Source organism: Saccharothrix sp. NRRL B-16348 (genome assembly GCF_001280085.1).
Taxonomy (GTDB): Bacteria; Actinomycetota; Actinomycetes; order Mycobacteriales; family Pseudonocardiaceae; genus Actinosynnema.
In genome coordinates this window covers 16,887-29,221 of record NZ_LGED01000212.1, presented here as the reverse complement: position 1 = coordinate 29,221, position 12,335 = coordinate 16,887, and the positions used below count along the sequence as shown (strand labels likewise).

Annotated in this window: 10 protein-coding genes; 7 read left to right on the top strand and 3 right to left on the bottom strand. The window is 70.6% G+C overall.

Annotated elements, in window-relative coordinates; all coding sequences use genetic code 11:
• Nucleotides 1-51 precede the first annotated feature (51 nt).
• Complete coding sequence (locus tag ADK67_RS27655; protein ID WP_197289639.1) at nucleotides 52-885, top strand: phosphotransferase family protein; 834 nt, start codon at nucleotides 52-54, stop codon at nucleotides 883-885.
• A 420-nt stretch (nucleotides 886-1,305) separates the two neighbouring features.
• Here the strand turns inward: ADK67_RS27655 and ADK67_RS27650 are convergent, their stop codons facing one another.
• Complete coding sequence (locus ADK67_RS27650; protein ID WP_053719447.1) at nucleotides 1,306-3,144, bottom strand: hypothetical protein; 1,839 nt, start codon at nucleotides 3,142-3,144, stop codon at nucleotides 1,306-1,308.
• 90 nt (nucleotides 3,145-3,234) lie between these two features.
• Between ADK67_RS27650 and ADK67_RS27645 the strand changes: the two genes are divergently transcribed.
• From ADK67_RS27645 to ADK67_RS27620, 6 genes are all read left to right on the top strand, one after another.
• Nucleotides 3,235-6,477 (top strand): CHAT domain-containing protein, encoded by a 3,243-nt coding sequence (locus ADK67_RS27645; RefSeq protein ID WP_157620880.1) that lies wholly within the window; start codon nucleotides 3,235-3,237, stop codon nucleotides 6,475-6,477.
• Nucleotides 6,474-7,043 carry a hypothetical protein gene (locus ADK67_RS27640; protein ID WP_053719445.1) on the top strand — a complete coding sequence of 190 codons (570 nt, stop codon included), beginning with the start codon at nucleotides 6,474-6,476 and terminating at the stop codon, nucleotides 7,041-7,043. Before ADK67_RS27645 ends, ADK67_RS27640 begins: the two co-directional genes overlap by 4 nt.
• Before the next feature lie 3 nt (nucleotides 7,044-7,046).
• Nucleotides 7,047-8,000: a hypothetical protein gene (locus ADK67_RS27635; RefSeq protein ID WP_053719444.1), complete on the top strand. Its 954-nt coding sequence runs from the start codon at nucleotides 7,047-7,049 to the stop codon at nucleotides 7,998-8,000.
• A gap of 230 nt (nucleotides 8,001-8,230) precedes the next feature.
• On the top strand, nucleotides 8,231-9,103 hold the full coding sequence (locus ADK67_RS27630) for a helix-turn-helix transcriptional regulator (protein WP_053719443.1): 873 nt from the start codon (nucleotides 8,231-8,233) through the stop codon (nucleotides 9,101-9,103).
• 209 nt (nucleotides 9,104-9,312) lie between these two features.
• The gene (locus tag ADK67_RS27625; RefSeq protein WP_053719442.1) at nucleotides 9,313-9,852 is read left to right on the top strand and encodes a CHAP domain-containing protein; all 540 of its coding nucleotides are present in this window, start codon (nucleotides 9,313-9,315) and stop codon (nucleotides 9,850-9,852) included.
• A 112-nt stretch (nucleotides 9,853-9,964) separates the two neighbouring features.
• Entirely contained in the window at nucleotides 9,965-10,303 is a 339-nt protein-coding gene (locus ADK67_RS27620; RefSeq protein WP_053719441.1) for a hypothetical protein, read from the top strand.
• A 625-nt stretch (nucleotides 10,304-10,928) separates the two neighbouring features.
• On the opposite strand, the gene ADK67_RS27615 is transcribed toward ADK67_RS27620, so the two are convergent.
• Nucleotides 10,929-11,711, bottom strand: a complete 783-nt coding sequence (locus tag ADK67_RS27615; protein ID WP_157620879.1) for a hypothetical protein — start codon at nucleotides 11,709-11,711, stop codon at nucleotides 10,929-10,931.
• Nucleotides 11,708-12,220 carry an RNA polymerase sigma factor gene (locus ADK67_RS27610; protein ID WP_053719439.1) on the bottom strand — a complete coding sequence of 171 codons (513 nt, stop codon included), beginning with the start codon at nucleotides 12,218-12,220 and terminating at the stop codon, nucleotides 11,708-11,710. Before ADK67_RS27610 ends, ADK67_RS27615 begins: the two co-directional genes overlap by 4 nt.
• Nucleotides 12,221-12,335 lie beyond the last annotated feature (115 nt).

Sequence of the window (12,335 nt, the reverse complement as noted above, 5' to 3'; positions counted from 1 at the left end):
GGCGACCTGCCAGGGATCGATGAACTGCGGCAGGTGTGTGAGGTTTTCCGCGTGAACGTCGACGGTGCGCGCCTGCTGCACCACCGGTCCAACGCCGTCTACCTGCTGCCGCACGACCAGGTCGTGGTGAGGCTCGCGCCGGCGACAACGCTGCGGTGGGAACGCGCCGTCACCGCCATCGAGGTCACCCGCTGGCTGGCCACCCAACCCGCCCCCATCGCACTGGCCCCGACACCCGGAGAACAGCCGGTCATCACAGCCGACGCGGTGGCAACCTTCTGGCCACTGCGACCCACGACACCCACCCCGAGCCCCACCGATCTCGCCACGCCACTGCGACACCTCCACACCCTGCCGCCACCACCGCTGACCTTGCCCCACTACAAGCCCCTGCACAGACTGCAGGAGGCGCTGACTCTCGACGCCCAACGGCGGGCACCCGTCCTGACCAAGGACGACCACGCATGGCTCACCGATCAAACGCAAGCTGTACGCGACGCCTTCGCCACCACCGAGTTCCCCCTGGGCCTGGGGCTCGTGCACGCCGACGTGCACAGCGAGAACCTCGTCCGCGACCCCACCGGCTGGCTACTCATCGACTGGGACCAAGCATGCTTCGGCCCCCGGGAACTCGACCTGATCGCCAGCCTGCCCGACCACTTCCACACCCCCGAAGCCGACCGCACCGCGTTCCGAAACGCCTACGGCTACAACCTCACCGAGTGGAACGGCTGGCGCCTTCTCCGCGATCTCGCCGAGCTGCACTCCCTGGCGTCCTACATCCGACTCTCGCCGAACAAGCCCGCCGCCGCCACGGAACTGGACATCCGGCTGCGGTCGCTGCGCAGCGGCAACCGTGACGTTCAATGGCGAGCCGTCTCCTAACGTACTCATCCGTCCGCAGATCCAGTGTGCGGTGGGATCGCTCGCGCACGACAGAATATCCGGGTGTGGAGTACACCTGGCTGGTCGAGACCAGCGACGACGGCATAACCTGGTGGCCCGTGACGCACCCGGTCCACTGCGACCGCGACAGCGGCGGCATCGAAACGCCGCCCGCGCCGAGGAACTCACGGGGCGAGTGCTGGCCCGCCTGTTCGCCGCCCTGCGCGACGAACACAACTGGGGCTGGGACAAGCTGTGGTTCCGCGTCACCGTGTGGGACCACGGGAACGCCTGCGACTCGGCCGGATGGCAGCAGGCCCCGTACCTGCCCGGACAGGCCGGATGCGACCTGCGGACCTACGGCCGCTACCTCCAGGCAAACCACGCCGAGCCGAACGCCCTCGAGGTCCGCGCCGACTGTCACGGGTTGTGTAGCGGGGTGGTCGGGCCGAGTTCGCGGTCGAGTTCGCGTTCGGTCGCCACGAGTGTCCGGTGTGCGCCCTCGCCGAAGGAGGGGAACTTGATCCGCTCCGCCAGGAAAGCCTTGCGGAACGCGAAAGTACTGTGCTCGGGAATCGTTCTCGCCGCGGCGAGCAGACTGCGGGCGGCGATGCTTCGGCCTGCACGTTGCGCCACGGCCGCGCGGACCACGAGCAGCAGTCGCCGGACAGGTGGCGGCAGGTCGTCGGGCACGTCCGCGAGCAGGGCGGCGGCGGCCTCGTGCTGGCCCACTGCGGAGAGCCTGTTCGCGGTGTGGACGAGTTCGGTGGCCGCGTGCGCCGGTGCGCGCACCGCGGTGTAGTGGTCGGCGGTCTGGCGGGAGGCCGCGATCGCGCCTTCGAAGTCGTCGAGGTATTGCGCTACAAGGGAACGACGCCCGGCCAGGTCGGCGCGGGCGGTCTGCTGGACCAGGTGTCCCAAGGTGCCCGGCGTGCGCATCTGGGCGGGATAGGCGTTGTCCACCGCGTCCAACGCCTGCTCCCCCACCCGCAAGAGCTTCTCGGCCATCGTGTGGTCCAGCCGCACGGAACCGCCCCACGGCAGCGTCGTGTGCACCGCCGTGGTGGCGTGTGCGGCCTCGGCCCCGAGGTGTGCCGCCACCCCCGCCAGCCGCGGCAGAGCGGTGTGAGCCCACGTGCGGACCCGCAATGTCCGACGCCGGTACAGGTGGTCGTTCAACCATCCGGCGAGCAGCAACGTCCGCTCCGGCGGAGCGGCTCTCGCCAGCATCAGCACGTCGGCGGCCTGGCGGTGGAAGCCGTCGCCGTTCCAGCCCGAGCCCGCCGCCTGGACCAACCCGGTCAGCAACGCGACGAAGGCCGACTCCAGCGGTCCCCACGCCGGGTGGAACACCCCCGCGACGAGGAACGGCAGGGTCGTGAGGGCTAACGCGATCTGCGGCAGTCCGAGGAGAACCGACCTGGCCCGCACGACCGCCCAGGACAGCCTCCACCTGTCGAACCGCGGGGTGATGGCGGAGTAGAGCAGCATCACGCCGGGGCCCGCCACCACCACGTACCACTGGGCCTCGGTCGCGTGCGCCGCCCACCACCGCGAGATCACCTCGCCGTTCGGGCCGGCGGCGACCGCCAGCAGCACCAGGAACAGGCCGACGTCCGTCGTCCGCGCCGCTCTGCGGTGGCGGATCAGCAGGGGCCGTCGCGCGCGGTCGCCGACCAGCAGCACCACCCACATCACCACGGCGCCGCCGATCCGCGCCCGCTGTTCGACATCACCGGCCGGTACGAGGAACACGCACACCAGCGGGACGACGCACACCACCCGCGCCGCGAAGCCCCAGAACACGTCGAGCGCGGTCGGCCGCATGTACCACCGCCCGGTGACCCCGGTGAGGTCGCCGCCGACGTCCGGGGGTGGCTCCGGCGGCATCCGGATGTTGCGCAGGGCCGCACCCACCAGCAAAGGCGTGACGAACCAGGCGATCACCGGCGTCCCGCCACCGCCGGTGGTGGCCGCGATCAACGCGACGAACCCCGTGGTGGCCATGCCCGCGAGTCCGGCGGCCAGTCCGACCGCCACCACGAGCACGACCCGGTCGTGGGCCAGTTCCGCCACGAGGTCGGCGAACCACCCCGCGGTGAACAGCACAGCGAGTGCGGCAACCAGGTCGAGCACGTAGAGGGCCCTGCCCCGCCGGCCGGGGCCGATCACGTCACGCAGCCTGGTCAACGCCAGCACGACGCTCGCGATGTGCAGCAGCACGGAGGCGAGCGTCGAAGGGTCCCCGATCCCGGCCACTCGGCCTCCCCTGCGTCGCGCAACCGGACACCTCATTGTGCTGCCGCCGACGAACCAAGATGATGGTTTCGTGCGAGACAGTGCGGCGGCGTGGTGACAGCCCCAGTCCACGACCTCGCGCAGCACGCGACCCCACCGCCGGTTGACTCGCGGGTGATCACGACGGCGGCGTGGTTCCTCCTCGTGGTGGCGCTCGGCACCGCCGCATTGCCGCGCGGTCGCCATGTGAAGGCGCCCGGCAGGCCGTTGGGTCTGCTCGACCACGTCGTGCGCGGCCTGTGGCGGGTGCAGTTGTGGGTTCCGCTGGCCGTCGCGGCCGGAGTCGTCAACGCCGGCGGCCCGGTCAACCCGGTGCTGACCATGGCGGTGGGCGGGCTCGCGACGGCCGTGTGCGCGGCGAGCGGGTCGCGGGCCCGGAAGGTGAGCCGCCACGACCGGCGCGGGCATCTCCTGCTGGAAACGTCGGCGAACCTCGTTCTGGCCATCCCACCGGTCCTCTTCGGCAAGCTCCCGAACGGCGCGGCGGAGGTCCTCCTCACCGCAGGAGCGTTGGTCAGCTTGCAGGTCATGTCCACCGCACTGCTGCGCTGGCCCATCCCGACGGTGTGGACGGTGGCCCACCCGGTCAGCCTCATCGCCAACGGCACAGTGCTGGCCTACTCGTTCCTGTTCCAGCCGTCGACGGCCACCGCGTGGGCGTCGATCGCGGTCTCCCTGACGGCCCTGGTGGCGGTGGCCGTGCACCTCGGCACGGACCGTTGGACGCTGTGGTGGTCCAGGGTCGAGTCGGCGCGGCGGTTCCGCGCTGCCGATCCCCGGCACTCCGAAGCGTGGCTGCACGACGAGGTGCGCGAGCCGACCGGGATGGCCCTGCCGCACACCATGGCGGCATTGGCCGTCTACGACCTGCGTGGGGACTTCCGGCAGACGCAGTGGCCGCCGACTGCCCACGCCGTCGACGCGGGCAAGCACTGGCTGGCCACCGCCGAGCACCTGATCGCCATCGCGCGGCCGTACGTCAACCCGGACGAGATCGCTCGGGCGCGGGCGCACTGCACGTTCGCCCGCGCGCAGGTCCTCGAAGCCACGGCGGACTGGGAAGCCGCCGCCGACTGCTACCGCACCGCCGCCACCGTGTACGACGACGCCGGGCTGCCCGCGATCGCTGCGCTGGTCCGGCTGTTCCGGGCCCGGCTGCTGGCCGAGCGGTTGGACCGCACCGCCGAGGCCGCGGCCGAACGTGCCGCGATCGCCGACGACACCGGACTGGTAGCACCTGTCCGCCGCTGGGCCGGCGCGACCGTCGACCACCCCGCCGACGACCGTGAGTACCCGGACTTCGCCACGCGGGCAGGGCTGCCCGACACCCGTCCCCAGGCCGACCCTCCGTGGTTGCCCCTGGTCACGGTCGCTCCACCGGGCGCACCCGCCGAGGAACACGAGATCACCCGCACCCGCCACCCCGGCGCCGGGCCGGCGCAGCGGATGATCGACCGCGGCACCACGTTGTTCCGGCGAGGACGGCACGCGGAAGGCTCGCGGGAGCTGCGGGCCGCCGCGGCGCTGCTGGAGAGCAACTCCCAGCAGCTCATCGCCATGGGCGTGCTGGCCCAGCTGGCCAGGCTCCAGACGCCGATCGACCCGCGCGCGGCGTTCGAGACGCTCGACGAGGCGCTGCGGCTCCAGAAGCGCTTCCGCGACGAGGTCGTGGACGAGCCGCTGCGCCTCCAGGTCAACGGCTGGTTCGAGACCCTGCACTCCCACCAGATCGGCCTGCTTGCCGCGGTGGCGGGTGAGACCGGCCGGTCGCGACCTGCCGTCGCCGCGTTCGACCTGGCGGAGCGGTCCCGATCGCGGCTGCTGCTGGAGCAGCTGGGCACCACGCACCTGCGGGCCGACCACGTGCCGGACCCCCTGGTGCGGCGTGAACGCGAGGCCATCGAGGAAATCGAGCGCCTTCGCCCGCAGATGCGAGCACCCGGTGGGCACGTCGCCGCACTGGCCGCCGTGCGGGCCGCCCGCGCCAGGCTGAGCGCCACCTGGCAGGACATCGCCGCCGTCGGGGTGCGCGGCGCCGAGTACGTCCAGCTCCGCCGCGGTGATCCGCTCGCGTTCGCCGACGTCGGCCCGCTGCTGGGGCGGGCCCTGCTCGCCGAGTACCACGTCACCGAAGACGCCGTCGTGCTGCTGCTGGTCGAGGCCGGCGACGCGGAACCGACCGTTGTGCGCGTGCCGCTGCGTCGCTCCGCGCTCGCCAGGATCGTGGCCGCCTCGTTCGACGACGTGCGTTCCGCCGATCCGGACGGCTGGCGTGAGTTGAGCCCGCTGGTCGCACCGCTGGTGCGGCACAGCACGCCGGGGCAGGTGATCTGGATCGTCCCGCACGACCACCTGCACGGCGTTCCGCTGCACGCGGTCGAGGTCGACGGAGTGCCGCTGGCCGAGCGGAATCCGACGTGCTACACCCCGTCCGCCGCAGTGATGCGCCACTGCCAGGCGAAACGGCGGCCGGCCGCGACCAGGTCGGTCGTGCTGGCCGATTCCCGCCCCGACCGGCCCTTGGGGCATTCGCGGGCGCAGAGCCGGCTGATCGCTTCGGTGCTCGGCGACGCCGAACGGCTCGTCGGCGACCGGGCGTCGCTGTCCGGCATGAGGTCCGCGGTGCGGGAGGCCGTCTCCGTGCTCCACATCGCCTGCCACGGCGAGTTCGACGCCGAGCGGCCCGCGCGGTCCCGTGTGCTGCTCGCAGGCGGGCACGCGGACGGTGCGCTGACCGCGGAGAAGATCCTCGGGTTGTCGCTGCCCGCCGACCTGGTCACACTGAGCGCGTGCCAGAGCGGTGTCGCGCACCGCAGGGCGGGCGACGAGCTGTTCGGCCTGCCCAGGGCGTTGATCTACGCGGGCGCGTCGGCCGTACTGGTCAGCCTGTGGCCGGTGGACGAGCTGTCCACCGGCCTGTTGATGAACTCGTTCTACCCGGCCCTGAAGGCGGGTGCGGGCAAGTCCGAGGCGCTACGCGCGGCACAACTCGCGGTACGCACCTCGACGTGCGCCGACGTGATCGAGTACTGCACGATGGTCGGTGGTGACGAGCGGACCGTCACGCGGACCGTGGCCGACATCAGGTTCCGCGCGGGTGACTTCGCCGCGGCGGCCGCAGCGTGTGAGAGGCTGCTCGACTCCGCGGGCGACGACGACCCGGGGCTGTCCGCCGCACACGCCAGGGCGACATTGGCATCGCGCGCCACCGCCGCGCGGCCCGACTACACCAGGAGGCCGTATGCGCATCCGTACCACTGGGCGGGGTTCGTGCTGATCGGGGACTGGCGGTGAAACCCACGGACCAGATCGCCGAACACCGCGACCACGACTTCACAGTCCTGGCCGGCGAGCTGACCCCGGCCGAGGCGCGCGCCGTGCTGAAGGGCACCGGGGTAGTGATCGACGACGATGGCACCGTGCTGGGCACCGTGACCGCGCCGGAACTGGCCGACGCCGACGCGGACACCCTGGCGACATGGCAGGCGCTGCCGCCGGCGGTCGAGGTCGACGCGGGCCTGACCTTCGCGCAGCTCGCCGACTCCCCCGCGATCTCCTTGCTGCTGCTCGGGATCACCCGTCTGGTGCTGACGCGGGACGGCACGCCCGCCGGAGTGCTGCCGGTCGCGCGGGTCTCGGACTACCTCGCCTCCGGCACCCATCCCGCGCTCGGCAATCAGATGGGCCCGGCCGGAGCCTCGGCCGACGGAGCGCTACCCGGCCGGGTGCGGCTCGCCGCCGCCCACGTCGCCTGCGCGCACTGCGGCCACCGCAACACACTGGAGCACTGGAACCCGCGCAGGCCACCGCGCTGCGCCAACCCCGACCGCGAACCGCACGACCTCGAACTGGGAGGGTGACCGGTGCTCACCGACGTCGTGCGGGAGACCACCGGCCTGTTCGACCGACGGTTCCTGGTCAACGCGCTGCTGCCGACCCTGATCACGCTCGGCCTGCTCGGGGCAGTGGTCGCGAGCACGCTGACCGACCCGGCCGGGGCCCTGCGCGCGTGGAACACGCTCGACGGCACGGTGAAAGTGTTGGCGGGCACCGCGACCGTCGTCGCCGCCGTGTTGATCGCCGCCATCGTCTCGGGGCGGACGCAGCCGCTCATCCGATGCTACGAAGGGCTTTGGCCGGGCCGGCTGGGGCGCGTCCTGCTGCTTCCCGGCACACACCGGCACCGCCGACGCGCCCGGCGGCTCGGTTTCGAACGCGGCGCGTCCGACTACCCCGCCGACCCGGCCGACGTCCTCCCGACCCGGCTCGGCAACGTCCTGCGCTCCGCGGAGAGCTACCCGTCCGAGCGTTACGGCGCGGACGCCGTGCTGACGTGGCCGCGCCTGTTCCCCCTACTGCCGGACAAGCTCACCGCGTCGCTGACCGCCGCCCGCGCGGAGATCGAGTTCCAGCTGACGATCTCGGCGCAGGCCGCGTTCTTCGCCGTGGCGGCGGGAGCGTGGCTCGCGGTCACCGGCGGGCCGGTCCGGCTGTTCCTCGCCTGCTACTGGGGCGGAGCCGCGGTCGCCTGGGCCACCTACCGCGGGGCGCTGGCGCCAGCCCGTCTCTACGGCGAACAGGTGCGCGTCGCGTTCGACCTCTACCGCGGGGAACTGCTCACCTGCCTCGGCCTGGAGGGCGACGACCAGTGGCCGCGGCTGAACCAGTTCTGGTACCGCAACATCCCGCTCGACACCCCGCTGCTCCCCGAACCCGACGACCGCGCCGAGGTGCGGGCGCTGCCGTCCGTGTCGTTGAGCGTGCTCGCATGGACCGTGCTCATCACGAGCGGACTGGGAGTGGTGTGGCTGAGGTGATAACGCCAGCGCGCGCCCCGTCGACAGATCACGGCGGCGGCTTCACGGTGATGATCAATCTTCGTGCAGCAGCACACCACACGTCGGCGCCGATCTGGTGCACGCGGTCGAATCGGCGAGCTACACCTGGTCACGGCCTGCGGCCTCGGCACGGTAGAGCACGCGGTCGACGACCTGTCCTACCTTCAGCCGGTGTCCTGCCCAGGCGATGGTGACTCAGACTGTCGGTCATGACGGAGATCAACGGCACGCCGGAACCGGCCGAGCCGTCGAGGGCACCGGACGCCGTGACCGGCGGGGTGCCTGGGTTCCAGAAGGCGCTGGCCGAGCGGGTCAAGGGCGAGTTGGGCTGGCGGAAGCTGGCCGCTGAAATCGACATCAGCAATTCGACGCTGCGCGGGTGGCTGCACGAGCAGCGGCTGATCAGCGAGAAGAACCTGCGGACTCTGCTTGAGGCGAAGGGCCTGGCGGAGGAGGAGATCCAGCGGTGGGCTCAGCTACGGGAGCTGGCCCAGCCGCAACTGGGCCTCGCCACCCCGGCCGACGCCGACGGCACGGTCCCCGGCGCGGAGAACGCCTCCCGGCACGACGCCGGCCGCAGGAAGGCAGCCATTCGTCTCACACTCCTGCAGGGCGCGGCTCTGGCTGCGGCACTGATCGCGGTGGGGCTGGGGACGGGCTGGTTGATCTGGTCCCCGTCCAAGTCCGGCACCGGCGCGACCTCGGGCACGACCACCTCCGGCACGCCCACCTCGGGCGCGGCCGCTGGGCAGCCGACATCGGGCGCGAACTGCAGGAAAGTGGAAGTGGACCTGCGACCGGGGTCGGTGCGCACGCGCATCGCCGACACCGGCGGGCGGGGCGCGCGGATCTGGGACCAACCCTCCCGCTCCTGCCAGGCGGGGGTGCTGTCGCAGGGCGACTTCGTGCAGGTGGTGTGCATGGTGCTCGACGGGGAGCCCGTCGACGAAGAGGTCGGCGGACGGCCCATCACCACCACGGCGTGGGCCAAGATGAGCTCTGGGGCCTACGTCCTCTCCATCTACACCGACCTGCCCTTCACCGACGGCAGCACGCCGGTGCCCGGCCTGTCCGCCTGCTGACCGTCCCCCGCGCCAGGGGTGCGGTGAGTGCGCCGCACGTGCGAGACCGCACCCCGCGCACTCCGCACACACCCCGTTCTGACTGTTCAGGCGCGGTACGGCAGAAACTAGGACGCGCACCCCCGTCGCACCGTTGCGACACCTCCCGTCGCGCTGGCTCGCTGGAGTGGACCGCAGCACCACAGCGACAAGGGAAGGACAACAGGACGATGACCGTCCACACCATCGCCGAGACCCGTGCGGGCCGCCGCCGGGCCGGCATCGCCGCCGCGAGCGGGTTGCTCACCGCGTTGATCGGCCTGGCGCCGCTGACCGCCGCGACGACCGCGATCGCCGATCCCGCGCCGATCGTCGTCGCCCAGAACCGGGCCACCGGGCAGACGACCGACCACAACCTCGCCCGCGACTACTACGGGCAGTGCACCTGGGGCGCCTACGAGAAGTTCCACGAGCACACCGGCCTGTGGCCGCTGATCGGCGGCAACGCCAAGGACATGAACGACAACGCCGCCGCCCGCGGCTGGACCGTCGTGCTCGACGCCGAACCCCGATCGCTTGTCGTGTTCGAACCCGGTGTACACGGCGCCGACCCCAACTACGGGCACGTCGGCTGGGTTGACGAGGTCTTCATCGAGAACGGCGTCAAGAAGATCCGCATCACCGAGACCAACGCCGGCGGCGCTCTCGGCGAGTTCACCACCCGCGTCCTGCCCGACGTCGTCGGTATGAGCTACATCCTCGCTCCCTGAGAACGAACGACCAGCACCGCGCGGCGTCTGCGGTGGCCGCCCCGGCACGGGGAGGCCACCGCAGACGCCTCGCCGCACGAAACCTGCCCTGAACAGGGCCTAGGGTGTCCGAATGGAGTTCGCCGACTTGAGCCCGGATCGGGTACACCAGGTGGCCGTCTATCTGGCGGCCGCCGAAGCGGCACGCCGCACCCGCCACCACGTCACGGTCGTGGAAGAGGACCGGCGGTTCCGCCTAGAGATCGGCGGCCCCCTCCCCCGCGTGTTCCCCCGCCGTACTGCGCAGGAACGCCCCATGCGGCGCGGCACCCGGCAAGACACCGAAGGCGCTCGAGCCCTGGTGTTCGTCGACCTCTCTGGCGACGTTCCCGCGTTCTACGTGACACCACCGGACGTGGCCGGCGGTGAGGTCGAGAAGGACATCGACCGCTGGGATCGGTTCGACACCTGATCACCCGGCCGCAGGCGCACCGATTCGCCTGCGGCCACGGAAACGCGCCCGACAGGTGTTGCACACCGCGACACTCTGGCGACGTGACAGAATGATCAATCCCAGTTTTCGTGGCACTAGTGCCATTCAGTGCCACGACCTTTGGGAAAGTGTCATCGAAATTGGGACCCTACAGCGCCTGTAGGTTCTCACCGCGTGTGACATGTCGATCTTGCGTGAGCTGGGTGTTCTCTGCCTGTCTCACGACGCCGTCACCATGACCAGTCTCAGGCGCGTGGCACTTCAACGATTGGTAGAGGCTCGCTAGCGGAGGTCCCGATTGGCGGACTGTCCGCCTTCTCCCGCAGTATCCGCAGGTCAGATGCGAATGCGGACAATGAGGTGTGCCGCCCCGTATCGGTGTGCGCCCCGGTGTGCACAGGTAAGTACGGATGACGTACAAAGCAGCGGCGACCAGGTGCAGGGGTGCAGACCGACGTCGAGCACGTTGAGCTACGATCCGGCTTACAGGCACGCCGACGGCCGTGGTGGCCAAACTGACGCGCAAATCGCGCCCTCTGCAGCATGGACAGCGCATTGGCTGAGCGAGTGGTGCGTTCCGTCCAAAGGGTTGACTGGGTAGTGCTCAGGTGGTGCAGGCAAGTTGGGCGGCGTCGACGCCCAACATGGTGGGGGACTTGGTCGTGGCTCTGAGTTGCAGTGTGATCGTCGTTATGCCAGCAGAGGGCACGATGAGTTGGTCTGTGAACTCCAGCCACTTTCCGCGGTAGGAGCTTTGGTTAATTTCGAAGGACCGGTCACCTTTGGTACGGGTCGGTTTGTCGAGGGAGCCGAGGTACAGGTCGTAGTGGGCCAGGCCGCGCGCATTGCTGGTGTTAGGAATGCGGAGGCGCAGGCGACACTGTGCCAGGCGGGTGAGGTTCGGAATCGGAAACCGCAAGAGTATGCCCGGAACGTCATCAGCGCTCCGCGCATCAGAGTAGAGCGCGGCGGAGTTGCCAGGGCAGTCCTCCTCGGCCCATCCCATTCCCCTGACTTCGGGGAGGTTTCCCGTCGGTGGGCATACGGGGATGGTGATCAGACTCGCATCGGGGCCGGATTTCCACGGCTGCCACGGGCCATCGACCGGAACGACCGCGCGCACCTGCTGCGTGCCCGTGGCGAGGGCTGTGCTCGCCATCCCCGTCGTGGTGTCAGTCGGCCGGTTGTGACCGGGCAGCCATGCGGTTGCACCCAAGATGATCACGATAGCGGCGACTGCGCTGGCCAGGTGGCTGCGGCGTCGTCGTGCGTGGTGGCGTTGGCGGGCGCGCTGGAGTAGGTCGTGCGGGGGTCGTACCGCGTCTGAAGCATCGCGTAGACGTCGGATGACGTAGGCGTCGTCCTCGCCCGAGTCAAAGCGGGTCATCGCCGCGTCCCCTCTTGGAAGGAGGGGTGGGTCAGGCGTTCGCGGAGTTTGCCCAGGGCGCGCATGCGGTTGCGCTGTGCGGTGCCCTTGTGCACGCCAAGCAGTGTCGCGACCTCGTCAAGGGTAAGGCCGTCGAGGTCCACCAGGACTATCGTGGCGGCCTCCTTGGCGGTCAGGGTCGCCAACAGCCAGGTCAGGTCGTACCGTGCTTCGGCTTCGGCCATGCCGCCGTCGTACGAGGCGGCCGGGAAGTCGTCGAGCAGGAGTTCGCGTCGTTGTGACCTCCAGTGGGCGCGGGCGAGGTTGACCGCTGTGGTCAACGCGTAGCCGTAGGGGGTGGGGTGCCCGATGAACCGCCGGGTACGGCGCCCGGTGGCCCGCAGTCGTAGGTAGACCTCTTGCACCACGTCGTCGGCCAGCGCACGGCTTCCTACCAACGCCGTGACGCGCGAGTAGAGCCTCGGCAGCATTCCGGTGAAGATCTCGTCGAACTCGGATGCGTCGTCCATGCCCCCTTGACCCTCCTTCGTCCCCGTGGCAGACCGTACTGGCCGGGCGGTGAGTGGTCAGCGTCCGAACAGGTGCGAAAAAGTTTGTCGATGACTCATACGCCGCGCTGCCTCC